Raw genomic sequence first — 24,045 nt, 5'->3', positions numbered from 1 at the left:
CCCCAAAATAATCCGCCGCTTCTCTCGGTTTTACATACCTAGCCATACCAAGCAGTCATACTGAACATACTGTACATTATTTTCAGTATAGTCCAGTATATCATTGACTAGAGTCATGCTCTGTGGCCGGCTGAGGGCCCGCTACAGCGAACGGGATCCGCGGGTGCTGGGCTTTTTAAGTATGCAATTCCACTACACGGGGCAAATGGTCTTGCAAGCCCTATCCCCTCAAGAGCGCGGCCTCTTCCACCCCTACTTGAAGGTCATGGACGACCACCTCTACATGCCCCTCCAGAGGATGTACGAGGGTGCCGCCGCCCATGCAGGCGATACCTTTTCCGCCCCCCTGGCTGCCGTGCAAGAGCTCTTGCCTCTGGTTACCAGCGTGGCAGAGTCCATCTGTGCTGAGGTGGCGCAGCGTTTCCCAGGCTATCGCTGCGAAAGCGGCCCCTTGAGGGATCTGGAGGTGCGGATTTCCAGCATCCGCGATGTGGAGATGTTCCAGGTGTACTTGGGCCTCTGCGTCCTGGAAGGCAGTGTGGCGGCTGTCCAACAAGAGCTGTTTCCCCTGTGTGTGATGCTCTACCCTCCTTTGAAGGTGGAGTGGAAGCTGGTGCGGCAGATGCTGGAGCTTTTGGATGAGGCGCTGCGCTTTCAGCTCACCCCGGCCAGCTACACCGTCCTGCTGCCTTATCTGCGAGCCGTGCAGAGCATGTTCTCGCTGGAGGTTTTCCTCGAAAGCGACCCCATCTGGAGCCATCATCCTGACGTGATGCGCTTTATGGGAACGGCGCAGAACCTGTTGCAAGAACTGATGGGTCAAGGAGCTATCTGAAAACCCGCCGGCAGCCCCATTCCCATCCCACTTCTTTACTAAGAGAGGACTAAGAGAGGTTGGTGAGGGCACCCTGCTGCTTCGAGCTCAGGTAGAGCAACTGCGTTGGGTAGGCAAATTCGATTCCCTGTTCCTGAAAAGTTCGCTTCAGAGCCAAGTTGATGCGCTCCTGCACATCCATGTAGAGGTTGTAGTCTGGGCTGAGCACGTAGTAAACCACTTCGTAATTGAGGCTGAAATCTCCGTAGGCGGCGAAGTGGGCGCGGTCAAATTGGGCGTTGGGCTCGGCTTCGATAATTTGTCTCACCAAGGTTGGAATGGCCTGCAGCTTTTCGGGGGGAGTTTCGTAAACAACGCCAAAGCCAAAAACCACCCGCCGCCGCTGCATACGTTTGTAGTTGCGAATTCGGGATCCGGTGATATCGGTATTGGCCATCACGATCTGCTCTCCGCCCAAGCTGCGTAGGCGCGTGGTTTTGATGCCGATGTACTCTACGGATCCCATAAAATCGCCCAAAATTATAAAATCCCCAATCTCGAAAGGCCGATCCATCAAAATAGAGATATAGGCAAACAGATCCTGTAAGACTCCTTGCGCCGCCAAAGCAATGGCTATACCGCCAATGCCCAAGCTGGCCACCAGTGCTGCCACATCAAAACCCAGATTTTCCAGCAGAAACAAGATACCGATAAGGGTAAACACCACCCGGATCAGAGGGGAGAGCAACAGCAAGCTTTGCTCGGTGGTGGCATCGCCTTTTTTGCGCATCAGGTAAATGCGCAGAGCATACTCTACACTGGCGCTGAGGAGATTGATGCCCAAGTAGGTGCCAACGACAGTGGCCAGGATGTCCAGAGTTTGCCGCAGGACGGTGGCCAAATTTAGGCTGCTCAAACAGACGTAAATCAGAGCCAGGTAGAGCAAAGGGATCAGGTAGCGCTCTACTAGTTGAATAGGAGTATTGCCGGGGATCCCGCTGAGTTTAGAGAACCAACCTGCCAAGGTTCGGAGAACCAAGCCCCGCAACACAGTGCGGATGGCGAAGATCCCGACTACAAAGATGAAAAATACCAGCAGGTAGTTCCAAAGGGGGTTGCCCAGCAGTTGGAAGCTGAGAATCTCCTGAAGCATGGCCTTGAAAACCGCCTTCTTCGGTCAACCAACAGCGAATAAAAGCAGCGGGAAAGCCCAGGGCAAAAGAGTCGCCTGGATTTGCTGCTTCTGTAACCAGTACCCTCTGGGTCTTAGCTAACAAAACAGGGACATCATAACACTGTGTTTATCGCTACTTAGCCGGCTGCTTGGAGAAAGGATGCTCGGGATCCACCAGCTCGGCCACAAATTGGTGCAGGATGGGCAGGTAGCGCTCCCCGGCCACTTGTAGCAAATTGTTGTGATCGGCTCCCTCGATGGGCACCAAACGCTTGGGATCCCGTGCCGCTTGGTAAAGGGCTTCGGCATGCCAGAAGGGGATCAAGCGATCCTGGGTGCCGTGCAAAATCAGCAGTGGGCAGTTGATCTGGGCGATGCGGCTGAGGTTGTCGAAGCGATCAAAAGGCAGCAGCGGGATGCGGGTCAAGACGCGAAAAGCAGTTACAAAGGTCGATTCCAGGATCAGACCCCCCACCGGCTTTTGGGCTGCCAAGTAAACCGAGGGCCCGCCCCCCACCGAGCGTCCGTAAACCAAAATCCGCTCCGGCGGGATCCCCTGCTCCACCAGATAGGCGTAGGCGGCCTCAATGTCCTTGTAGGCACCGGCTTCGGAAGGGATCCCTTCGCTGGTGCCGTAGCCGCGGTAGTCGTAGGCCAAGACGGCAAACCCCCCCTGCTGCAGGCCAGCCAGGCGCGGCAAGATATCTCCCAAGTCCTCGGCGTTGCCGTGGCTGTAGAGGAGGGTATAGGTGGCTTCGGGGTTGGGCAGATACACCGCCGAAATCTGCAGGCCATCGGCGGTGGTGAGCTTGAAAATGGCATCCCCATCCTGGTAGCTGGCGGGGCGAGGCAAAAAGATCAGCCGCTCCGATTGAAACCAGCCCAGCCAGAGCAGGTAGCCGTACACCCCCAGGCCAATAAGCAGCAAGGATCGCCCCACCTGCAGCCCCGGGAAGGATCCCAAAATCCAATTCAAAGGCTTTAACATCCCTCGGCTTGGCATCGAGATAATTCTCCTCACCCCCGGCCCCTCCCCCAGAGGGAGAGGGGGAATTGGTGGCGGCGACGTCGGCAACTAAGGCCTACGGCCCGCTGACGCGAAAGGCCTACGGCCCGCTGACGCGATCAGGATTCGGCTGGCAAGGCGGAACATTTCCAAAGGCAAACCCCAATCCAGTTAACCAGAGTATGGGCGACGATGGTCACCAGCAGGTTTCCCGACAGCCACACGCCCAGCCCCAGGAGGACGCCCACGGTGCTGGCCCAGACGGCATAGGGCCAACCCTGCCATCCCAGCCAATGCAAAACCCCAAACAAGAGGCCGCTCAAGAGGATCCCGCCCGTCCACCCCAAGGGACTGGCCACCAGGGATCCCATCAGCACGCCGCGAAACAGCCATTCCTCGCTCCAGCCCGGCAGCACCCCCACCCAGAAGATATCTGACCACTGCAGGGGATCCGCCACCAGGTGCAAGTAGGCGGAAGCCGCCCGGCGATAGGCCGGCCAAAGCCAGTAAGCCCCGCAGCTGAGCAGCGCCACCCCCAGCCCCAGCGCCGTTCCCCAGGCAACGGCCAGCGGATCCCAACGGAAGGGCACGCGCAGGGATCCCAGCCAGATCCAGAGGCCGGCGATCACCGCCGCGATCAGGCTGGTCAGGCCCATCCCGATCAGGATCTGTTGGCGCGTACAGGGTTGAATCTCGGCACTCATGGGAGGGGATTTGGCTTGGCACCCTATTCCCAGGGTAGAGCGAATCTCGACAAGGACGGCTGCCTGAATCCACACTGGCAGCGGGGAACACTCCAAGCCCTGAAGGGCGGGGCCTAGGCCGCCATTGTCTCGGTCAACAGGGTAGGAGCTCTCAACTCCCCGCTGCTTGCCAGTGGAGGTGCTGCCTCAACAACTGGGCGTGCTGGGCCGATCGCTCCACCCAAACGGCCACTTGGTCAGGGCCGAGGGCCGGCCCATCGGCATAGCAGGCCAACCAAGCCCGGTGCAAAGCTTCCGGATCCTCTGGGATCGCCTCGAGATCCCAGCCGGGCATGCCCAATTCCTCAAGCAGCGTTGTCACCTTGGGATCGTAGCTGAGGCCAAAGCAGGCACAGCCCTCGGCTGCCGCCATCACCAGGCCGTGGTAGCGCATCACAATTGCCAATTTCACCCCCCGAAAGACCCCCTTTAAAAGATAGGGATCCCGAATTTCCAACACCTGGCTGTGGCCGGGCAAGCGCTGTTGCAGCCGTTGCGCCAAGCGGTAGTCTGGCCCCAGGTCGGGGGATCCAGGCGGAGCCAGTTGGAAGGGCAGCAAAAGCAGATAAGCTCCGGTGGCAGCCTGGAGGCGTCTCAGGCCCTCAGCCAAAATCTCCAATCGCGCTGGAGTGAGCTGGGGATGCTGCCGCAAGACCACGGCAATGCGGGGCTGAGGCCATCTTTCCCACTCCGGCAGGGTTTTGGAGGGCAGGCCCCAAACCGGATCCGGGGCCACCTGATGGGGGATCCCCCAGGCTCGCAGCCATTGAGAAGCAACGGCGTCGCGCACGCTGATGGCTGTACAACCTGCTAGAGCGCGGCGGGCCAGCTCGCGGATCCAGCCCCGCTGCAACGGCCCGATCCCCTGGGCCCAGGCCAAGGTTTTCAGCCCCCGCCGCTGGGCCCAGAGCATCAGTCCCAGGTAGTAGAGGGGGCTGCGCCAACTGGTGCGATCCTGCAGCAGGCTGCCCCCACCCCAGATAAAAGCTTGAGACTGCCTCAGATAGCGCCGCAAAGCCCAGCCATCGAAGCGCGGGCAGGCCAGTACCCCATAGGTGGCAGCCGTTTCCGCGGGGCGAGGAGAGAGCACCACCGGCTGTACAGGGCCGGACAACTGCTGGAGTTGCCGCAGTAGGGCCAGCAACAACGCCTCGTCGCCGGCATTGCCGTAGCCGTGGTAGCCACAGATCAAAACCCGTGGCCCCTGCATCGAGCCGATTTGCTCAGGCAAGTTGCGCCGGGATCCCCAATCAGTAGCAGTCAAGGTTGGTCGAACTCGGCCCGTTGCATCGAGAACCTAATCCAGCCTACAGCTTCCTTCCGGGATCCAGAGCGCTGCCGGCGCAGACATCTCCCTTGCAGCGGAAGGTCTCAGACAGGTCTTCCTTGATGTTCTCCCCACGGCTATAGCTTGCTTCCGCGCAGCGCTCTGCCAGGGGGGTCTTTCTCAGCTTGTGGGATGGCTCCCACTTGCCGAGCTGCCCAGAGCATGCGGTTTGCATCGCAGGGGACGCCGTAACCCCAACCCCCAGACCTATGGCCCGCTTGCGGGAAGGGATGTGGAAACACCCCAGATACTTCCTCTTCTTGCCGCAGTTTCGTATCTCGGCTATTGCTCTAGCCACCTGGCAAGACGCTGCCCTGGATCTTCTGGCCCTGCCAACACTGCCAATGACAAGAGTCCTGGATATCGAGATAGCGCTTCCAGGCGCAAGATCTCAACGCGGTGGGACAGGGATCCCTTTTGCAGAAAAGTTTGCTAAGCAGTTCTAACTGAGTTTTTCGCACGTCGATAACAATCTTGCCGCCCTTCTGGGGCGAGATAGCGGCGAGGCAGCCGCCTGCCCTGCGAAACAGCATGTCGAGATCCGGGCTGGTAGGGAACTGGGGATCCCAGCAGCCAGCAGACAAAGCACTCGGAAACCCCCCACGCTCACCCGGATTTGGCCCACTCAGAGAGGGAAAGGATCCCCTGCCGGCCTAAGAAGCGCCGCCCTATAATGGGTCAGACTTGCGGTCGCTCCGCAACGCTGAAGTGACGGGGTTTTTGAGGTGACCTACGGTCGCAGACCATCGGCCCGCTGGGCTAGGAATTCGGCTTCGCAGCATCCTTACAGCCGCCCCTTTCCGGGGTATGACGAGTATGCCGACGCCGCCCGACCCGCTCGCCCCTCCTGGAGAGCTCAGGCCGCCGCCACGGTGGGCAACCTGTTGCTGGGATCCCTGCTCTTGGGATCTACAGCGACGGCTGCCGGCTTGATGGGGTTGGCCATCAGCTTCCGCAACCTGCCCGATGTGCATCAATTGCGGGACTACGTGCCGGTGGCCACCACCCACATTGTCGATATTCGCGGCGAGCCGATTGCCAGCTTGCACGGGGAAGCCAACCGGGAAGTGATCTCGCTGGAAGAGGTCTCGCCGGAGATGAAAAAAGCCCTGCTGGCCATTGAAGACAGCCACTTCTACACCCACCCCGGCATCAACCCGGTCAGTTTGGGCCGGGCGCTGCTGGGCAGTGTTGAAGGGGGGTTGGGCTCGGCAGGAGGCGGCTCCACCCTGACGATGCAACTGGTGAAGAACCTGTTTTTGAGGCCGGAGCGCACCCTCAGCCGCAAGGTGGCCGAGATTGTGCTGGCGGTGCGGCTGGAGCAAGTCTTTACCAAAGACGAGATCCTGGAGATGTACCTCAACCAGGTGTACTGGGGGCACAACCTCTACGGCATCCAGGCGGCGGCCCGCAGCTACTTCAACAAGGATGCGGCGGAACTGAACTTGGCGGAAGCAGCGATGTTGGCCGGGATCCTGCCGGCCCCGGAAATCCTCAGCCCCTTTCGCAACCTGGAAGGGGCCAAGCGACGGCAGCGGCTGGTGCTGGATCGCCTGGTGGAGCTGAACTGGGTTACCCCGGAAGAGGCCCAGGCGGCACGGGAGCAAGAATTGACCTTGGGCCGCATCACCTCCTTCCAGAGCAACGCCCCGGCGGTTACCGACGCCATCGAGGCAGAGCTGCGGCGCCGCTTTGGCGAGCAGGCCATCCTCCAGGGGGGGCTGCGGGTGCAGGCCACCATCGACCTGCGGCTGCAACGCCTGGCAGAGCGCATTGTCAACGAAGATGGGCCCCGCATCGGAGCTGCTCGCCGGGCCGACCAGATGGCCCTGGCGGCGGTGGATCCCCGCACCGGCTATGTCAAGGCCCTGGTGGGCGGCATCAACGCCCAACGGGGCCAATTTAACCGCGCCACCCAAGCCTTTCGCCAAACGGGATCCACCTTTAAGCCCTATGTGTACTACGCGGCTCTGGCTACCGGCCGCTACGGGCCCAACAGCATCCTCTACGACACTCCCATCACCTATCCTGGCTCGCCTCCCTACAGCCCGAAAAACTACGACAACACCTTCTACGGCCCCCTCACCTTTGCCCGCGCCTTGGAGCTCTCCCGCAACGTGCCCACCGTCAAGCTGGCAGATGAAGTCGGGATCCGCAACGTCATTGCGGCAGCCCAGGCCACGGGCATCAGTGCCGAGATGTTTCCCAACTTGGCCACGGCCCTGGGCTCGGCCAGCGTCAGCCCCCTGGAAATGGCCGCCAGCTATGCGGTGTTTGCCAATGGCGGCTACCGGGTGGAGCCAACTCTCTTGGCTCAGGTGGTGGATCGCAACGGTCAGATTCTCTTCGAGGCCAAGCCCCAGCCGCAGCGGGTTTTGGATCCCTGGGCGGTGGCCACCCTCAACCAGATCCTCAAGGGGGTGGTGACCCAGGGCACGGGGACGGCGGCCCGTCTGGACGATGGGCGCCCGGTGGCCGGCAAAACCGGCACCACTTCCGATTTTCGCGACGCCTGGTTCATCGGCTATGTGCCGCAACTGTCCACCGCCATTTGGATCGGCAACGACAACAACTCCCCTATGTTGCCGGGCACGGCAGGAGGCGCCTTTGTCGCCCCCACCTGGAAGCGCTTCATGAGCGAGGCCCTGCAAGGGATCCCACCCCAAGACTTCCCCAGCCCCCAGCAATTTCTTCCCCCCCGGCCATGAGCAATAGCGAGGAGCGGCTGGCGCGCATCGAGCGCGCCGTCGAGGCCAACGCCCAGGCCATCGCCCAACTGACCCGACAGAACCAAGAGGTGCTGCAAACCATTGCCGGCACCGAGGAGCGCATTGCCAGAGCCGAGGAACGCATTGCCAAAGCCGAGGAACGCATTGCTGGCGCCGAAGAACGTCTGGAGGCCGAGGTCAAACGGTGGGACGAGCGGTTTTTCCAGCTCAGCCGCGATACCCTCAACTTCACCCGCAATGTAGTGACCATCGCCGCCATCACAGCGGTTTTGATCCCCCTGCTCAGGGATGTCGCTCCCCTGCTGATCGAGCTGCTGCGGCAGGGATCCCGTTAGCTCTGGCCCCCTGCTTGGAGAGGAGGGGACGGTCTCAGCCTGCACGGAAATGGCGAGGGGATCCCAAAGCGTAATCATTCTGAGTTACACTAAGACTGCAAAGAAAGGTAACGCCGTTGTCCGATTTATCTTTGCCTTCGCTGCGTCCTTTCTTGCATTCTTTGCACAAGACACAGAGGACAGACGATTATGGCTTTTGAACTCCCGGCTCTGCCCTACCCTGCCGACGCCCTCAAGCCCTATATGTCGGCGGAAACCTTCTCCTACCACCACGGCAAGCACCACGCCGCCTACGTGGCCAACCTAAACAAGCTGATCGAAGGCACCGAGCTGGCCAATAAGTCGCTAGAAGAAATTATCAAGACCACGTTTGGGGATCCCGACAAAGTGGGCATCTTCAACAATGCCGCCCAGGTCTGGAACCACACCTTTTTCTGGGAATCCATGAAGCCAGGTGGGGGCGGCGCGCCGACGGGGCCCATCGCCGACAAGATCAACGCCGATTTTGGCGGCTACGACAAGTTTGTCGAGGCCTTCAAAACGGCGGCGGCCACCCAGTTTGGCAGCGGCTGGGCCTGGCTGGTGCTGGACAACGGCACCCTCAAGGTTACCAAAACCCCCAACGCCGAAAACCCGCTGGTGCACGGCCAAGTGCCCCTGCTCACTTTGGATGTCTGGGAGCACGCCTACTACCTGGACTACCAAAACCGGCGGCCCGACTTCATCAGCGCCTACCTGGAGCACCTAGTGAACTGGGATGCCGCCAATGCCCGGCTGGCTGCTGCCTGACTGACTCTCTTCTGGGATCCTCTGACGGGGGATCCCATCGAGGACTAGCCTTGCCCAGCTCTTTGCTAGGGGATCCTCAGGGATCCCTTTTTTTTCGGCCTAGTCCTTCCCCAAGCGTTCCCGCTCTTCGCGCAGGCGTTCCAGGAAACTGGGCGTGGGGTTTTGGGCAGGGGTGGGGGAGGCAGCAGGAGGAGCGGCCCGATTGATGGGGGGAAACAAGGGTTGGTTGATGGGCTGTGGGGGGAGAGGCTTGGCTGGGACACGAGCTGGAGAAGGTGGAGCAGCGGGTGTGGGCACTGCAACCGGTCGGGGCGGGGGCGCAGCGGGGACAGGGGTGGGTGGGGGGGGGGCGGCGAAGTGGGCGGGGGTGCTGGGGCGGTTGCCGGTGTGGGCGTGGGTTCGGGTTGAGGAGGGTCTTGAGGGTTGTCCCGAGCCGGATCCGGATCATCTTCAAACGCTGGCTCACCCGCTGGATCCCGCAGCAGCCAGTCCAGCAGCGGCTCCGGGATGGCTTGCTGCCCATCGGTGGCAGGGGGCAGCGGAACGGCAGGCGGTCTCTCCATGCCTGTGCCCGGATCCAAGAGCAGACGCAGGCCCCAAAAAGTGCTCCCGGCAATGGCGGCCAAAAGGGCTATCCCTCCCCAGAGGGGGAGCGGCCTACCTTTGGGCTCCGGCTGGGCTCTGAGCCGATGGGCGCCTTCCTGACCATCGAGGGCTGCCAGGGTGCGCTCGGAAAAGGGCGAGGTTGTTGGAGGGGGGGTGAGGGCAGAGCCGGCGCTGCTGTCAGATTGCAGGGATCCCTCCAATTGGTCGCTGAGGAGCTTCATATTCGGGGGCCGCTGGCCGGGATCTTTAGCCAGACAAGCAAGCACCACTTCCTCCAGCGCCGGCGGGATCTCATGGGGCAACTGGGAGCGGTCGAAGGGCCGAGGCTGTTGGTAATTGTGGGCCTCGTACCAACCGGGAAAAGAATCGGTCTTCGGTTTTAGGGGGTGTTGACCGGTCAGCATGCGGTAGAGCACCACGCCGAACGAGTAGATATCGGAGCGGGGATCCAGTTCCTCGCCGCGCACCTGTTCGGGAGAGGCGTAGCGCACTGTGCCCAAAAAGCCGGTGGTTTGGGTGCCGAGGGCCAGGGAAACATCGCTGAGCAGCTTGGCAATGCCGAAATCCAAGATTTTGACGGTCTCCCCCAGGGTTTCATCTTTCAGGACGAAGAGGTTGCTGGGTTTGATGTCGCGATGGATCACCCCCTTGATGAGATGGCCATCCTGCTCAGTCTCCAGGTTGTGGGCGTAATAGAGACCGGCGCATACTTGGCGGGCCATCCTCACCACCTGTTGAGGCGGCAGCACCGGCTGCTTGAGCATTAGCTCCCCCAAACTGCGCCCCGTTAGGTATTCCATCACCAGGTAAGGTTGGTCGTTCTCTAGACCGTAATCCAGCACCTTGACAATGGCCGGGTGCTCCCCCAGCAGCGTGCTGATGCGAATTTCCTGCTGAAAGCGCTTGAGCAAGTGACGACGGGTGTTTTCATCGCCTGCCAAGTTCTGGTGCAACAGCTTCACCGCCACCGGGCGATTGAACAGGCGGGTATCCACAGCCTTGAACACCTGCCCCATGCCCCCTGCCGCAATGCTCTGAACCAGTTGATAGCGCTGACCGATCACTTTTCCAGGAGCAAGCTGGTTCATAAGCGGCCCAAGAGCATGTACCCTCCGATTTTAATGGGTGTCTCTCGAAAGTTTCTCTCGCCTCTTTGCGGGCGCCACCGCCAGGCTGTCTTCATTCCCAGCGTGTTTTTGATGTATTTTGAATGCTTGTTAAACGTCCTGTCGGAGATTGAAGACTGGACGAAGGCTGCGAGCGATGGGGAGCTATCTGGATCTGGATGAATCTGATAGACTCAGGCGGGCGCTTTGCCGAGTCTCTGCGTTGGTGTCTGTCGGGTATTTATGCGAGCTAGCTGGCTGCAAATCTCAGGGATCCCTCTGGCCACGCTCGGCCCGGTGAAAAACCCGGTGCTGGTGTTCCTGATCATCCTGACGATCATGCTGGTGGCGCCGCTGCTGTTTGAGCGGCTGCGCCTGCCGGGGATCATCGGCCTGATCTTGGCCGGCTTGGTGGTGGGGCCCTACGGCTTTGGCATCCTGCAGCGGGACGAGACCATCGTCTTGTTGGGCACGGTGGGGCTGTTGTTTCTCATGTTCATGGCCGGGCTGGAGACCAGCCTGGAGGATTTAAAGCTCAACGCCGGCAAGGCCAGCATCTTCGGGGCGTTTACCTTCCTGTTGCCCATGCTCATTGGCACGGTAGCCATGCTGGCCATTGGGTATGACTTCCTGGCGGCGGTGCTGGTGGCCTCTTGTTTTGCCTCTCATACCCTGATTGGGCTGCCCATTGTCTCCAAGCTGGGGTTGATGCGCCTGCAGACGGTAACGGCTACCTTGGGGGCCACCCTCATCTCCAATGTCCTGGCCTTGTTGGTGCTGGCGGTGGTGGTTCGCGCCCACCAAGGGGAGCTGTCGCTGCGCTTTTGGCTGACGTTGATCCCTTCCATTGCCCTCTACACGTTTGCCACCCTGTGGGGGGTGCCTAAGCTGGGCAGTTGGTTCTTTCAACGCTTTGGTCACGACGAGGGAGCAGAGTTTACTTTCGTGATCGCCACTTTGTTTGTGGTGGCCTATGGAGCAGGGTTAATTGGCATTGAGCCCGTGGTGGGAGCCTTTCTGGCCGGGACGGCCATCACCCCTATCATCCCGCCTCTCAGCCCCCTGATGAACCGGATTCAGTTTATCGGCAACACCCTGTTTGTGCCTTTCTTCTTGATCTCGGTGGGGATGCTGATCAATCCCGGTATTCTCTTGGGGGAGCCGCGCACGCTGCTGGTGGGCGGAGTGATGATCGCAGCGGAGGTGGTGAGCAAGTTTCTGGCCGCTTGGATCCCGGCCCAACTGTTTGGCTGGCGCTTTGCCAGCACGATGATCATGTTCGGCCTGTCGATGGCTCAGGCGGCGGCTACCCTGGCGGCGATCACGGTGGCCTTTCAGGTGAAGTTGGTGGATGAGCTGACGGTGAACGGCACCATTGCCATGATCCTGGTGACCTGTGTTGCCTCGCCTTGGATTGTGGCCCGCTGGGGAGAGCAAATGCAGCCCACCGAAGTGGCGGCAGAGTCCACTGAATTGCCCAAGCCAGATTGGGGAGCTCGCGTCTTGGTGCCGGTGGCCAACCCGGATACTGAGAGGAACCTGTTACAGTTGGCTTTGATTTTGGCCAAAAAAGATGGGGGAACGCTGCTGCCGCTGCATGTTTTGTCTGACCGTGCCGGGATCTCGCCGGCAGCCCTGGCCCGGCAGGAGCAGTTGTTGACTTTCGCAGAAGCTCTGGCCCACAGCGCCGTGACCCGAGTGGAGCCGATTCGGCGGGTGGATGACTCGGTGGAAAAAGGGATCATTCGCTCGGCGGCGGAACGGCAGGCAACCTTGGTGATCCTGGGCTGGAAGGGCTACTCCACCTATACAGAGAACTTTTTCGGCAGCATCATTGACGCGGTGGTGCGGCAGGTGGGGATCCCAGTCTTGATTACGCGGTTTCCGGTACCCATCGAGACGGTGCGCCGCATCCTCTTGGTTGCACCGGAGCTGGAGGTCTCTCCCGGATCCCTGCAGCAGACCATTGGGCTGGCGCAAACGCTGGCCGGCGAATTGAAAGCAGGTTTGCAGATCCTGCTGGTGCAAACCCGACCTGGGCGGAAAAGCTCCCCAGCCTTGCCGGCAGAAAGCTATGCCCACTTGCCGGTTCAGCGGGTGCAGGGGGGGGTGGTGGCGGAAGCCTTCAAAGCGCTGCAGCCAGGAGATGTGTTGGTATTGGTTCCCAGCGAAACCGGCAACCGGTCGCGTCTGGGCCGAGAGCCGGAGACCATCGCCCGCAACCGACCCAGCCTTCCCATCATCGTGGTGCATTTGCCACGGGATTCAGCTCATCCCTTGCGCCAAGGAGATGGGGTTCTGGCGGCCGCAGAGCCCACTTGACAAGGATGGCATTGGGGTGTTGTCTGGCGGACTGGAGCTCTTGTCTCAACGACGCCCCGGCTCCCCTGGTAAACTGGGATACCCCAGGTTCGGAGCAGTCGTGAGCCAGAAGGGAGGCCCAGAGCCATAGACTATGTTGATTGAGGAAGTGGGGATGGTACCCTACGGAGCACAGGAGCATGACTCTAGTCAATAATAAGCTCAACTATACTGAAAATGATGTATGATATGTTCAGTACGGATTACTACCAGTTGATCTTTCTGTTTACTTTCGAGTCTGCCAACATGGTAGCCAAAGCAAAGCAGAAAATTGGTAGTAAGACGACACGGAAACTGCGCTTTGGGTATTCTACTCAAAGCTTTGCGGGATACCGCCATTCTGTTTGGAAACAAACAGAATGCTATCGCTGCATAGTTGAACAGTGATGTTCAGCAGTGTTCAGCGTAAATGTATCAGTATGGTTGCCTATTTGCTGGAAGTCGGCTGTGAAGAGCTGCCAGCCAGTTTTGTGGATTCGGCTCTGGAGCAGTGGCGAACCGGGATCCCGGCCTCTTTGGCGGAGGCCCATTTGCAAGCGGAGCAGATGCAGCTTTTCGGTACGCCGCGCCGCCTGGCGGTTCTGTTGCAGGGGTTGCCCACCCAGCAGCCGGATCGCACTTTGGAGGTGAAGGGGCCGCCGGTTCAGGTCGCCTACCAAGATGGCCAGCTCACCCCTGCCGGGGAAAAATTTGCCCAAAAACAAGGGGTGGATCCCGGCAGCCTGGAAATCCGGCAAGTGGGCAAGGGATCCTTTGTGTTTGCGGTGCAGCGGGTGCGAGGCCGGCCAACAGCAGCTGTGCTCCAGGAACTGGCACCCGCCTGGATTACCAACTTGAGTGGCGAACGGCTGATGCGCTGGGGCTATGGAGACCTGAAGTTTCCCCGTCCCATCCGCTGGCTGGTTTCCCTTTGGGAGGATCAGGTGTTGCCTTTGCTCTGGCCTACCTCCGAGGGAAATCCTTTGCCGGGCTTGGTGGCGGGGCGGGTGAGCCGGGGGCACCGCGTTTTGGGATCCCAGCAGGTTGTCCTGGAGCGGGCCGAGAGCTACGTTCAGCAAATGCAAGAGGCGGGGGTCAGCCCCGATCCAACAGCGCGAGAGGCATACATTCAGGCTGAGGTGACCAAGCTGGCCAGGCAGGTGAATGGGGAAGCGCAGATCCCTGCTCCTTTGCTGCGGGAGGTGGTGCACTTGGTGGAGTGGCCGACGGCGGTTTTGGGGCGTTTTGAGCCGGAATTTTTGCGCCTGCCGCCGGCGGTGATCGAGACGGTGATGATCATCCACCAACGCTATTTCCCGGTACGGGATGGCCGGGATCCCCAGAAACTGCTGCCCTACTTCATCACCATCTCCAACGGCGACCCCCGGCAAGCAGAGCGGATTGCAGCAGGCAACAGCCGGGTGGTGCGGGCACGCCTGGCCGATGCTCGCTTTTTCTACGAGGAGGATCGGCGGATCCCCTTGGCCCAGCGGGTGGAACGCCTGCAGGCAGTTACCTTTGCCGAAGGGCTGGGATCCATGCGCGACAAGGTGGAGCGCATCCGCCAAATTAGCCGTCTCATCGCCGCTGCCTTGAAGTTGGATCCGCAGGAGCAGGCGCTGGTGGATCGCACGGCTTACCTGTGCAAGGCGGATCTGGTGACCCAGATGGTGTACGAGTTTCCCGAGCTGCAGGGGATCATGGGAGCCGAGTATGCCCGCCACGACGGTGAGCCGGAGGCGGTGGCCGAGGGGATCGAGCAGCACTACTGGCCTTTGGGGGCGGGGGACGCTTTGCCCAATTCCTTGACCGGGCGGGTGGTGGGCTGGGCGGATCGCCTCGATACCCTGGTGGGCATGTTTCGCTTGGGGCAGATCCCTACTGGTTCTTCGGATCGCTTTGCCCTGCGGCGGGCCGCCAACAGCCTGGTGTTGATTGCCTGGGATGCCGGCTGGACCTTTGACTTCAACTCCCTGTTGCAGAGGGTGGTGCAGGACTACGCGGCAGGCGACGAGAAGACCTTGAAGGCTTTGCAGGAGTTTTTGCTGCAGCGGCTGCAAATCCTTCTGCAGGAGGAAAAGCGGATTGATTACGACCTGGTCAGGGCAGTGGTTGGGGATCCAGAAGCGCTGCAAGAGGGGGAGCCAGCAAAGTCCGACCTCCCTCGGCGAGCCTTAGCCAACCTGCCCCTCACCCTGCTGCGGGCTGAGTACCTGCAACACCTGCGAGCCACCGGGGAATTGGCGGATCTCTACCCCACCCTCAATCGCTGTGCCCGCCTGGCCGCCCAGGGAGACTTGGACAGCGCCGTGCTGGATCCGGCAGCGGCTGTGGATGCCGACCTGTTGCAGGAGGCGGCAGAACGGGAGCTGTACGAGGCTTGCCAGAGGGTTTACCGCCTGGGGGTGGAGCCAGCCCTCCAAGGAGACTTTACCCCACTGGTGGAGGGCCTGCAGGCAGCAGCCCCCGCAGTGGATCGTTTTTTCGAGGCGGTTTTGGTCATGGATCCGGATCCCAGGCTGCGGGCCAACCGGCTGAACCTGTTGGGGGTATTGCGCAACCAGTCCCGTTTGCTGGGAGATATGGGAGCTGTGGTCATGGCAGGAGAGGCTGCGCCAGCAAAGAGCCACTAAGGAACCAGTAACTGGGCGCAATCATCCTTGGGGGCGGGAGATTCATCCAAGAAAGCTTAAGCATTGCTGCAAGGCCCGCTGCACTGAGCCCAGGTAGCCCTCTCCAAACAAGTTGAGATGGTTGAGCCAGTGGTAGAGCTGGTAGAGGGGCTTGCGCTGGCAATACCCCTCGTCCAGGGGATAGGCCTCTTGATAAGCCCGGTAGAACTCTGCCGGGAAGCCGCCAAAAAGCTCGGTCATCGCCAAATCCGTCTCCCGATCCCCGTAGTAGGTGGCTGGGTCAAAAATCACCGGCGAGCCGTCGGGCAAGGCGCCGTAGTTGCCGCCCCAGAGATCCCCGTGCAGCAGAGACGGGACGGGTCGGTAGTCCAGAAAGAAAGTCTCTAGCTCCGCCATTACCCGCTCGGCTTGCGCCACCCACGCGCCGCGGTAACCCCGCTGACAAGCCAGCTTGACCTGGTAGAGCAGTCGCTGTTCCCGGTAGAAGTCCAGCCAGTTCTGTCGCCAACTGTTGATCTGCGGCGTCGAGCCGATGGTGTTGTTGCGATCCCAGCCGTAGTGGCCGTTGGGGGAGAGCGTGCGGTGCAACTGGGCCAACTGGGATCCCAGCAGACTCCCCGTTTGTGGGCGGGGCGAGGTCAGCTCCAGATATTCCAACACCAGGTAGGCTTGCCCACCGACGGATCCCCAGGCAATCGGCTGTGGCACCCGCACGGCATTGGCCGTCGCCAAGGTTTGCAGGCCCGCCGCCTCTGCTGCAAACATCTCCAGCGCTCTTTCTCCTCCCCCCGCCACCTTGACAAAGTAGTCCCGCCTTTCCTGGCCAGAAGAAGCCTGAAGCACACAGGAAAGCTGGTAGGCGGCGTTGATGCTGCCCCCGCCCAGGGGACGGTAGTGTAGAGGATGCAAGGGATCCCCTGTGATTTCAGAAAGGTGCTGAGCGACGGCCTGCCAAAAGTTCTGCATCAGTACCCTATTTTCCTTCCGTGGGCGTCGCTGCCTCAGGATCTAAAACAGCTCCTGCCCCGTAGGAGTCGATGTCAACCGCTTGGGATCCCCCCACCGCCAACAGCTCCATCAGGGATCCCAGCCGCCACCAGATCAATCCTGCTGTGCTGAAGACAAGGATCCCGCCCACCAGAGCAGCCAAGCCCAAAGATAGGCCAAACACGTTCAAACAGGCAGCCACAAAGCCGAAGGTAAACACACAGCAGAGAGTATAGGTGAGGATCACCCCCGGCGTGCGGTAGCGAATCTGCCCCTGGCTCTCTCGGTTCTGCTGCCAAAGAGCTACCTGGTACTCCAACTTGTCTTTAAAGATGATGCCGAAAATAACCGCGAAGAAGCTGAGCAGGGCAATGGCCGAGTAGATAGGGGGGTTGACAAAGCTACGGGAAAACTCGCCGCCAGCGTAAAGAGACTCCATGAAGCTTACCTGATCCCAGTCCTCCTTAGCTTAACATTTCTTAGCATCTTCTGCTGCGGAGTCAGCATCTAAGAGAAATCGGAGCAGGTCGAGCCGTCTCAGCTACCCCCTCTCAGACAACCACCTGGGGCATCAGTTGCTCAACCAATAGGAGCAGAGTATTGGCCACAGAGGCCGGCTCTTGGGCATTTAGGGTCGTGTGGGGAATCGATTGGTTGTTCAAGATCAGCAAAATGTCTTCTGGATCCCAGGCATTGGGGTGATCGACATGGGTGATCCCAATAACCGAGGGAACATCTGTCCTCGCCTTCATGAAAGCTTGAATAGCCTGAGCGTTGCGAAACTGACCGGGCAGGTGGGCGGGCACCAAAAGGATGTACCCATGGGCGCGCCGGATCAAAATATCCCACATAAAGCTGAAGCGGGCCTGGCCGGGGGTGCCGTAGAGATGCAGCCACATCTCTTCTTCCTCTTCTCCGATCCTCAGGCGGCCAAAGTCCATGCTGACCGTTGTGCTCTGCTTCAGCTCTGCCACCTCATCGGTGGCCTTGCGATCTGTATCGACCACTTCGATCTCACTAATGGTGCGGATAAAAGTGGACTTTCCAGCCCCCACCGGCCCGGTTACGACGATGCGGAGAATGTTGTCCATAGTCAGCCCCTGCCCTAAACCCCTAGCCTAAATCTGCCCCTAGAGCCCTTGCCGAATTAAGAAGCTAAGTTGCTGGCGCCGGTGGCAATAAGACGCTTAAACAACGCCTCGCTCATGCCCGTTTCCTGCTGCACAGCGTTGTAAGCCACCTCCAGATAGGCTTGCTCGATAAAGGAGAGATCGATCATGCAGACCTTGCTCAGGCTCATCCGCAGTTGCTCGGGCTTGCCCTCTTTGACCAGCCGGCGGCTCACCTCCTGCACAACCGTGGCCATGGCCGGCACCACGTGTTGAGGGCCAATGCCAACGCGCACATGAACTAGGCCAATTTTCCAGCGGCGCTCGGCGTACTGGGGGCCCCAGTTGTCCATGCCTGTAAACATTTCCTTAAACCAGTCCGTAAAAGTCTGGCCCAGCCGTTGCCGGTTGTGCTTAGCAATAACAGCTGCCATCTCAGCATCGCGATCCAAATAGCCGTAAAAGGCATCCGACATTTCTGTGGCGATGCTGCTGCCCCAGTCGGCACTTTGCTGCAAAATCTTCCTGTCTTCGTCTGTAAATTCGGTGCGCGAGATCAAGACTTGCAGCAGCTCCAAAGGTTTGATAGTCATAGTTCCCTCAAAATCAAGCGAAAATCAAAACCCAGCTTCCCTGCTTAGCTTGCCTACTTCATCGCTTCTGCAATGCTTGCGGCCACTCGCTTCATTTCCAAAAAGAGCAAGCCTTGCTTAACTTCATGGCTGGCTAGCGTCAGCAAAACGGCGTCAGGTCCGCAACTGGTTAAAACGCCGTACCCTTTTTCTCCCTGCACAAAAATTCTCTCTATGGCTCCGCGGCTCAGCTCTTTCCCAATTCGTTCCCCCAGAGAAAGCATAGCCGCCGACATGGCCGATGCCCTTTCTTCGTCCATGCCTGCCGGCAATGCAGAGGCCAGAGGCAAGCCATCTGGCGTGACCACTGCTGCTCCTTGAACTTCCGGCGTGCTGGAAACGTAATTCTGGAGAATTGCTTGCAAAGAGGATAAATTGGCCATCCTTTCTCTCCCTGCTTTCAAGACTTTTTGTCATTTTTTCTCGTATCTATTTGCTGATACTTCTATCTGCTGTAGAAATAGTACTGCAAAGATCTGCCAGAAGATCTCCTCGCTCAAAAATCTCTCACTTATCCCGAACCCCCCTCAGCAAAGTAGCCAGCCGCGAGACGAGGGAGGGCTTAACCCGGTCGCTTCCCTGTGAGAAAGAGGGTAGTTTGGTGCTCGGCTTTTCCTTCGCAGCTTCCAAGCTTTCTGCCACCGCCGTCAACTTGTCCGAAACCAGCAAAGAGGGAACAATGGCCGTTGGGCCATCACAGGGGCTGATGAGCCCCAGCTTGGCCAGGCGGGCGCAGGCATAGCGCACTTCCAGAAGATCTGCCCCCAACGCCCGGGCCAACTCAGCCAGGTTGCGAGAGGGGGAAACTCCCTCCAAGACTCCCCACTCCAAAGGCGAAAGCCTGTACAAGGGCAGCTCGCTGCTGGTGCGCCAGAAGTAGCTGTCCGGCTGCGGCAGACTTTCTTCAGGACGCTGGTCCAGCTTGAGCTGCTGCAGCGCTTCCAAAACCACGGCACTGGCACCCTTGCTCAGGCCGGTCATCTCGCGATAGGGCAGGCGCACACTAGGCAAGAAGCTGAACTGGCCCGCTTCCAGGGTAAACAAGCTGTAGAGACCTACCTGCAGTTGGTGGCGAAAGAGCTTGGCCAAAGCCACAGGCGAAATTAACCCCTGCCGCTGCAGACACCGCCCCAGCGGCTCTTCCGGGCCACAGAAAGAGGCCAGCTTTTCCACCACCCGCTCGCTAACCAGGCCGGAGCGGGCCAGCAAACCCTCCAAGCGATGTTCCTCTTCGGGGGGCAGAGCTGCAATCACCCGACCTTGGTAAAACCAGATTTTGTAGATGCCGTTTGGGGCCCAGACGGAAAGTTGACCTGTTTTGCTGCCTTTTTCGATGAGCTGCAACAGATCGGGAAGGGAAAATTCTTGGAGGTCTCCAACGATAGCCATGGCAATTCTTTAGCCTCCATTAAGTTGAATATTGGCGCTTTCAGGGATCCTCACGGACACTACCATTCTCATTCCCTGATTCCCTGTCAACAACCGTGTAGCGACGGCAAAGCCATCTTCGCTCAAGTACTCAACCTGGCAGCAATTCTACTGATGAACGATCTTTTTGGAGAGATAAAGTCTAAGCGTTGAGCTGCGTAAGATTTTGGCATCAATTCCTATTACTTTTGTGTTGCTTTGGTCCAGATCTGTTACAGCCATCCAGTTCATCTTTACCTAAATTAACTTCGTAAAGCCGGCGTAGGAGCATGCAATAGAATTTTACTCTACCGGCTTATTTTTCGCGCATGGTTTTGAGGAGAGTAGATAGGCGGCTGACCAAGGAAGGCTTGACCGGCTCCTTCTCTTCCCGAAGGTTGGGGAGAAGCTTAGAAGCCGCCGCAAGCGCAGGCTGGGGTGAAGCGGCCGAGCTGTCGCAGGGGCTGAGCAACCCCAGCTTGGCCAGGCGGGCGCAGGCATAGCGGACTTCTAAGAGATCTGCCTTTAGGGCTTGGGCCAACTCAACCAGGTTGCGAGCGGGCGAAACCTGCTCCAAGATTGCCCACTCCAGGGGCGAGAGTTTGTACAAGGGCAACTCGGTGCTGGTACGCCAGAAGTAGCTGTCCGGCTGGGGCAGATTTTCTTCCGGGCGCTGATCCAACCGAAGCTGCTGCAGCGCTTCCAAAGCCACGGCACTGGCTCCTTTGCTCAGGCCGGTCATCTCGCGGTAGGGCAGGGGCACGTTGGGCAAGAAGCTAAACTGTCCCGCTTCCAGGGCAAAGAGGCTGTAAAGCCCCACCTGCAGTTGATAGCGAAAGAGCTTGGCCAAAGCTGCAGGGGAAATAAACCCCTGCCGCTGCAAGCAAAGGCCCAGAGGCTCCTGCAAGCTGCAGAGGGAGGCCAAATCTGCCACGACTTGCTGGCTGACCAGGTTTAAGCGCACCAGCAAGCGCTCCAACTGATGCTCTTCTTGGGGAGACAAGGCCGCCACCACTCGCCCCTGATACAGCCAAACTCGATAAATGCCATTGGGCCCCCAAATGGAGAGTTGGCCTGTTTTCTTTCCTTTTTCCATCAAATGCAACAGCTCGGCTAGGGAAAATTCCTGAAGATCTCCAAGCATTGCCATGTCTCTGCCCTCTCTCCAACTTTCGGATCTGACTTTTTCAGTATTTTCACGGTTTTTCCCTTGCTACGCAAGGTACAAAACGAGGCAGCTTTGGGCCAGCGCAAGCCTCATTTTACAATTTTACATTTGGCTTTTCAAAAGTCAAAGCTAATTAATTTCCTTGATTGAACTTAATCGAGATCGCTGCTTCCTAGGCCTGAGCAGGGCAAAAGTTGTGGCAGAAGTCAGTAAAACTTCGGAAATAGAAACAGATAGTAGGCGGAATATTGGTTGTCTTTAACACTTTTTAATTTTGCTCGTCAGGGGATCCACCACTTATAAAAGTTCTCCTGAGAAGGAGTGAATTGAAGATTACACTGAGGGAGCTGAAGGCCATGAGGCCGCCGGCCAGGGCGGGGCTGAGGCCGATGCCGAAGCTGGGCAGGAGCGCACCGGCAGCCACCGGGATCCCGACCCAGTTGTAGGCGAAGGCCCAGAGGAGGTTTTGCTGGATCTTGCGGAAGGTGGCGCGGCTGAGACGGATGGCTTCCACGACGTCCCAGAGGCGGTTGCGCATGAGGATGATATCGGCAGTCTCGAGGGCGGCAGCGGTGGCAGAGTGCAGAGCCATGCCCACGTCAGCTTGGGCCAGGGCGGGGGTGTCGTTGATGCCATCACCCACCATGGCGACTCTTTGACCCTGGGCCTGCAGATCTCGGATAACCTGAGCTTTGTCTGCCGGCTGCACCTCGGCGATGACGCGGATCCCTGGCACCTGCAAGGCCTGGGCCACCTGCTGGGCCACCTCGGTTCGGTCGCCGGTTAGCAGGACTACCTGCAGGCCCATTTGCCGAAGCCGTTGCAGCGTTGCCCGGGCGTCGGGCCGCAAGGGATCCTGGGCCGCCAACAGCCCCACCAGGGATCCCGCCACGGCCACCCCCACCACCGTTTTGCCAGCTTGTAGCAGCGCCTGGGCTTGGGCCTGCGCTTGCGGGGAAATCGGGATCCCTAGGGCGGCCAGCCCCTCTAAGGAGGCCAAGATGACCTCTTGCCCTTCCACCCGCGCCGAGGCCCCCAGGCCTGGCTGAGTGTAAAACTCGTCGGCAGAGAGCAGGGGTAGTCCTCGCTCGCGGAGGGCCCCCAAAATGGCCTGGGCCAGGGGATGGCGGGTGCCGCTTTCCACCGTGGCCGCCAGTTGCAGCAGCCGAGCCGGATCCAGGGAGGGGTCGAGGGCCAGGCAATCTGTTAGGTGCGGATCCCCCTGGGTGAGGGTGCCGGTTTTGTCGAAGACAACCGTTTGCAGGCGGTGGGTTTTCTCCAGGACATCGCCGCCGCGGATGAGCAGCCCCCGCTCCGCGCCCAGGCCGGTGCCCACCAGAATGGCCGTCGGCGTCGCCAATCCGAGGGCACAGGGGCAGGCCACCACCAGCACCGAGATGGCCAGCTTAAGGCTGAGGAGCAGAGGGGTGGGGTGGGGCGGGTGATCCGCCAGGTGCAGAGGGGAGTGAAGGCCGACCCCCCTCAGGAGCTCGCTGCCCCACAAGGGGATCCCAACCCAGTACCAGAAGGCGAAGGTGAGAAGGGCCAGCACCACCACCCCGTAGGTGAAGTAGCCGGCCACCCGGTCGGCCAGGCCCTGGATGGGGGCCTTGCGGGCCTGGGCTTCTTCCACCAAGCGGATGATCTGGGCCAGGGTGGTGTCTTTGCCGGTGCGCGTAGCTTGGCACAGCAGCAGCCCCGATTGGTTGACCGTCCCGGCCACAACCGGATCCCCTGGCTGTTTGAGCACGGGTAGGGATTCCCCGGTGAGCATGCCCTCGTCCACCGTGGCCTGGCCGGCAATTACTTCCCCATCCACCGGGATCTGCTCGCCAGCCCGCACCTGCAGCCAGTCTCCCACCTGCACCTGTTCCACGGGGCACTGCTCTGCCGCCAGCTCGCCTTTGCTCAGGTCTTCGGCTGGGGATCCTGACCGTTGAGAGGGTCGGACTCGCCAAGCAACGCTGGGGCGCAGGCTGAGCAGCGATTGCAAACTGCTGGCCGCCCGCAGACGGCTCTGCTGTTCCAGGGCCCGCCCCAGCAGGATGAAGCTGAGCAGCATCACCGGCTCTTCAAAGAAGCACTCCCAGCCCACCTGCGGGGCCAGCAACCCCACCAGACTGGCCAGGTAGGCGGATCCGGATCCCAGGGTGACTAGCGTGTTCATGTTGGGGGCCAGCCGCCGCGCCGCCCGCCAGCCGTCCAGGACAAGGCCGCGGGCCGGGCCGACAAAGGTCAGCGTCGCCAACCCCCAGTGCAGCCAGACGTCGTTGAGAACGGGCAAGCCCAAACGGGTGAACAGATCCAGGTGGCCAGCGGCAGAGACAAGCAGCAAAAAAACGGCGGTGAGGGCCTGGCGAAGGTGGTCTTGGGCTTGCCGCCGTTGCCGCGCGAGGGGATCCGCAGGCGCGTCCAGGGCATTGTCCCATCCGTCGGGGGAAGGAGCCTGAGCTTGGGGAAAATCGCCCCTGCCGGCGGCGCAAGAGCTGGGAAACCCTGCATCCGTCAAGATCCGGGCCAAATGCTCGGGATCAGGCTGGATCCCAGGGGCAAGTTCCACAAGAGCTGATTCGGTAACCAGGTTAACGCTGGCTTTGACCACCCCCGGCTGATTCAGCAGGGTCTGCTCGACGACCCGAACACAGCCGGCGCAGCTCATGCCCCCAACATGGAGCAGCAGGGATCCGTTCCCAGCCAATTCTGAGGGCCTATCCTCCACAGCGGGCTTGGCTGGCTGGGTTTCTTCCCCAGGGTGCGGCGCCTCTGCAGGGGCCATCACAGGGACTCCCTCGACCTCGCTTTTTGGCGCCATCGGCAAAATCAGGAATGAGGGGTACTCTCCCCATCCTAACGCTGGGATCCCCGCCACTACCCCCTTTGAACTCGCCGCTCAAACTCCTCGCGGGTGGCATCCACCAGTTGCACTGCCTCTGGATAGAGATTGGGGTGGTTTTGCTTGAGCCAACTCAGGAGGCGCGCCAACTGGGCGGCGCAGAGATCCAGATCGGCCTGAAAAATCACTGCCGCCGCCATGTGCTGGGCGTATTCAGGGGGATGGCCCTGCTGCGTCAGCTCCGCCGTCAAGGCGGCCAGGGCCTGCTGGCGAACAGAGGGGGCGGAGCCTTCAGAAGTGGACATGG

The 24,045-nt window shown here is 60.0% G+C and carries 20 protein-coding genes; 6 read left to right on the top strand and 14 right to left on the bottom strand.

What is annotated here, in order from left to right:
- Positions 1 to 115: 115 nt before the first annotated feature.
- Entirely contained in the window at positions 116 to 835 is a 720-nt protein-coding gene (locus GG26_RS03235; RefSeq protein ID WP_414388857.1) for a hypothetical protein, read from the top strand.
- A 49-nt stretch (positions 836 to 884) separates the two neighbouring features.
- On the opposite strand, the gene GG26_RS03230 is transcribed toward GG26_RS03235, so the two are convergent.
- The 4 genes from GG26_RS03230 to csaB form a co-directional block, all read right to left on the bottom strand.
- Positions 885 to 1,967: a mechanosensitive ion channel family protein gene (locus GG26_RS03230; RefSeq protein WP_011431621.1), complete on the bottom strand. Its 1,083-nt coding sequence runs from the start codon at positions 1,965 to 1,967 to the stop codon at positions 885 to 887.
- A 154-nt stretch (positions 1,968 to 2,121) separates the two neighbouring features.
- On the bottom strand, positions 2,122 to 2,964 hold the full coding sequence (locus GG26_RS03225) for an alpha/beta hydrolase (protein ID WP_346426052.1): 843 nt from the start codon (positions 2,962 to 2,964) through the stop codon (positions 2,122 to 2,124).
- Between the two features lie 149 nt (positions 2,965 to 3,113).
- A complete protein-coding gene (locus GG26_RS03220) occupies positions 3,114 to 3,698 on the bottom strand; it encodes a type II CAAX prenyl endopeptidase Rce1 family protein (RefSeq protein ID WP_414388854.1) in 585 nt (194 codons plus the stop codon).
- A 151-nt stretch (positions 3,699 to 3,849) separates the two neighbouring features.
- Positions 3,850 to 5,001, bottom strand: a complete 1,152-nt coding sequence (gene csaB / locus GG26_RS03215) for a polysaccharide pyruvyl transferase CsaB (protein WP_240527773.1) — start codon at positions 4,999 to 5,001, stop codon at positions 3,850 to 3,852.
- Between the two features lie 788 nt (positions 5,002 to 5,789).
- Between csaB and GG26_RS03210 the strand changes: the two genes are divergently transcribed.
- From GG26_RS03210 to GG26_RS03200, 3 genes are all read left to right on the top strand, one after another.
- Entirely contained in the window at positions 5,790 to 7,772 is a 1,983-nt protein-coding gene (locus GG26_RS03210; RefSeq protein ID WP_414388851.1) for a transglycosylase domain-containing protein, read from the top strand.
- Positions 7,769 to 8,128, top strand: coding sequence for a hypothetical protein (locus GG26_RS03205; RefSeq protein ID WP_414388849.1), 360 nt, complete (start codon positions 7,769 to 7,771; stop codon positions 8,126 to 8,128). The genes GG26_RS03210 and GG26_RS03205 overlap by 4 nt, the downstream gene beginning before the upstream one ends.
- A 189-nt stretch (positions 8,129 to 8,317) precedes the next feature.
- Positions 8,318 to 8,917, top strand: a complete 600-nt coding sequence (locus GG26_RS03200; RefSeq protein ID WP_011431628.1) for a superoxide dismutase — start codon at positions 8,318 to 8,320, stop codon at positions 8,915 to 8,917.
- A gap of 65 nt (positions 8,918 to 8,982) precedes the next feature.
- Here GG26_RS03200 and GG26_RS03195 read toward each other — a convergent pair whose 3' ends face one another.
- Positions 8,983 to 10,611: a serine/threonine protein kinase gene (locus GG26_RS03195; protein WP_414388846.1), complete on the bottom strand. Its 1,629-nt coding sequence runs from the start codon at positions 10,609 to 10,611 to the stop codon at positions 8,983 to 8,985.
- Between the two features lie 261 nt (positions 10,612 to 10,872).
- Here GG26_RS03195 and GG26_RS03190 point away from each other — a divergent pair, with 261 nt between their 5' ends.
- Positions 10,873 to 12,951 carry a cation:proton antiporter gene (locus GG26_RS03190; protein ID WP_414388844.1) on the top strand — a complete coding sequence of 693 codons (2,079 nt, stop codon included), beginning with the start codon at positions 10,873 to 10,875 and terminating at the stop codon, positions 12,949 to 12,951.
- A gap of 452 nt (positions 12,952 to 13,403) precedes the next feature.
- Positions 13,404 to 15,602 carry a glycine--tRNA ligase subunit beta gene (gene glyS, locus GG26_RS03185; protein ID WP_414388859.1) on the top strand — a complete coding sequence of 733 codons (2,199 nt, stop codon included), beginning with the start codon at positions 13,404 to 13,406 and terminating at the stop codon, positions 15,600 to 15,602.
- A gap of 42 nt (positions 15,603 to 15,644) precedes the next feature.
- Here glyS and GG26_RS03180 read toward each other — a convergent pair whose 3' ends face one another.
- From GG26_RS03180 to GG26_RS03140, 9 genes are all read right to left on the bottom strand, one after another.
- Positions 15,645 to 16,568, bottom strand: a complete 924-nt coding sequence (locus GG26_RS03180) for a fructosamine kinase family protein (protein ID WP_414388842.1) — start codon at positions 16,566 to 16,568, stop codon at positions 15,645 to 15,647.
- 7 nt (positions 16,569 to 16,575) lie between these two features.
- Positions 16,576 to 17,028, bottom strand: coding sequence for a hypothetical protein (locus GG26_RS03175; protein ID WP_011431634.1), 453 nt, complete (start codon positions 17,026 to 17,028; stop codon positions 16,576 to 16,578).
- 112 nt (positions 17,029 to 17,140) lie between these two features.
- Entirely contained in the window at positions 17,141 to 17,680 is a 540-nt protein-coding gene (locus tag GG26_RS03170; RefSeq protein WP_011431635.1) for a GTP-binding protein, read from the bottom strand.
- Between the two features lie 56 nt (positions 17,681 to 17,736).
- On the bottom strand, positions 17,737 to 18,291 hold the full coding sequence (locus tag GG26_RS03165; protein ID WP_011431636.1) for a protoglobin domain-containing protein: 555 nt from the start codon (positions 18,289 to 18,291) through the stop codon (positions 17,737 to 17,739).
- 53 nt (positions 18,292 to 18,344) lie between these two features.
- Positions 18,345 to 18,713, bottom strand: a complete 369-nt coding sequence (locus tag GG26_RS03160; RefSeq protein WP_011431637.1) for a roadblock/LC7 domain-containing protein — start codon at positions 18,711 to 18,713, stop codon at positions 18,345 to 18,347.
- A 124-nt stretch (positions 18,714 to 18,837) separates the two neighbouring features.
- Positions 18,838 to 19,719 carry a DUF4388 domain-containing protein gene (locus GG26_RS03155; RefSeq protein WP_414388839.1) on the bottom strand — a complete coding sequence of 294 codons (882 nt, stop codon included), beginning with the start codon at positions 19,717 to 19,719 and terminating at the stop codon, positions 18,838 to 18,840.
- Between the two features lie 334 nt (positions 19,720 to 20,053).
- On the bottom strand, positions 20,054 to 20,887 hold the full coding sequence (locus GG26_RS03150) for a DUF4388 domain-containing protein (protein ID WP_099812672.1): 834 nt from the start codon (positions 20,885 to 20,887) through the stop codon (positions 20,054 to 20,056).
- Positions 20,888 to 21,173: 286 nt separating this feature from the next.
- On the bottom strand, positions 21,174 to 23,681 hold the full coding sequence (locus GG26_RS03145; RefSeq protein WP_414388836.1) for a heavy metal translocating P-type ATPase: 2,508 nt from the start codon (positions 23,679 to 23,681) through the stop codon (positions 21,174 to 21,176).
- Positions 23,682 to 23,773: 92 nt separating this feature from the next.
- Positions 23,774 to 24,043 carry a hypothetical protein gene (locus tag GG26_RS03140; protein WP_011431642.1) on the bottom strand — a complete coding sequence of 90 codons (270 nt, stop codon included), beginning with the start codon at positions 24,041 to 24,043 and terminating at the stop codon, positions 23,774 to 23,776.
- Positions 24,044 to 24,045 lie beyond the last annotated feature (2 nt).

This window comes from Synechococcus sp. 'PEA 65AY6A-5F PE A', from assembly GCF_047462575.1.
GTDB lineage: Bacteria > Cyanobacteriota > Cyanobacteriia > Thermostichales > Thermostichaceae > Thermostichus.
The sequence above is the reverse complement of the archived record's forward strand: the minus strand, read 5'-3'. Positions and strand labels throughout refer to the sequence as shown.

What these genes read in the sequence shown, in the direction of transcription:
- GG26_RS03235 (WP_414388857.1), top strand. Translation starts at nt 116, where the DNA reads ATGCTCTGTGGCCGGCTGAGGGCCCGCTACAGCGAACGGGATCCGCGG.
- GG26_RS03230 (WP_011431621.1), bottom strand. Translation starts at nt 1,967, where the DNA reads ATGCTTCAGGAGATTCTCAGCTTCCAACTGCTGGGCAACCCCCTTTGG.
- GG26_RS03220 (WP_414388854.1), bottom strand. Translation starts at nt 3,698, where the DNA reads ATGAGTGCCGAGATTCAACCCTGTACGCGCCAACAGATCCTGATCGGG.
- GG26_RS03205 (WP_414388849.1), top strand. Translation starts at nt 7,769, where the DNA reads ATGAGCAATAGCGAGGAGCGGCTGGCGCGCATCGAGCGCGCCGTCGAG.
- GG26_RS03200 (WP_011431628.1), top strand. Translation starts at nt 8,318, where the DNA reads ATGGCTTTTGAACTCCCGGCTCTGCCCTACCCTGCCGACGCCCTCAAG.
- GG26_RS03195 (WP_414388846.1), bottom strand. Translation starts at nt 10,611, where the DNA reads ATGAACCAGCTTGCTCCTGGAAAAGTGATCGGTCAGCGCTATCAACTG.
- GG26_RS03190 (WP_414388844.1), top strand. Translation starts at nt 10,873, where the DNA reads ATGCGAGCTAGCTGGCTGCAAATCTCAGGGATCCCTCTGGCCACGCTC.
- GG26_RS03180 (WP_414388842.1), bottom strand. Translation starts at nt 16,568, where the DNA reads ATGCAGAACTTTTGGCAGGCCGTCGCTCAGCACCTTTCTGAAATCACA.
- GG26_RS03175 (WP_011431634.1), bottom strand. Translation starts at nt 17,028, where the DNA reads ATGGAGTCTCTTTACGCTGGCGGCGAGTTTTCCCGTAGCTTTGTCAAC.
- GG26_RS03170 (WP_011431635.1), bottom strand. Translation starts at nt 17,680, where the DNA reads ATGGACAACATTCTCCGCATCGTCGTAACCGGGCCGGTGGGGGCTGGA.
- GG26_RS03165 (WP_011431636.1), bottom strand. Translation starts at nt 18,291, where the DNA reads ATGACTATCAAACCTTTGGAGCTGCTGCAAGTCTTGATCTCGCGCACC.
- GG26_RS03160 (WP_011431637.1), bottom strand. Translation starts at nt 18,713, where the DNA reads ATGGCCAATTTATCCTCTTTGCAAGCAATTCTCCAGAATTACGTTTCC.
- GG26_RS03155 (WP_414388839.1), bottom strand. Translation starts at nt 19,719, where the DNA reads ATGGCTATCGTTGGAGACCTCCAAGAATTTTCCCTTCCCGATCTGTTG.
- GG26_RS03150 (WP_099812672.1), bottom strand. Translation starts at nt 20,887, where the DNA reads ATGGCAATGCTTGGAGATCTTCAGGAATTTTCCCTAGCCGAGCTGTTG.
- GG26_RS03145 (WP_414388836.1), bottom strand. Translation starts at nt 23,681, where the DNA reads ATGGCCCCTGCAGAGGCGCCGCACCCTGGGGAAGAAACCCAGCCAGCC.
- GG26_RS03140 (WP_011431642.1), bottom strand. Translation starts at nt 24,043, where the DNA reads ATGTCCACTTCTGAAGGCTCCGCCCCCTCTGTTCGCCAGCAGGCCCTG.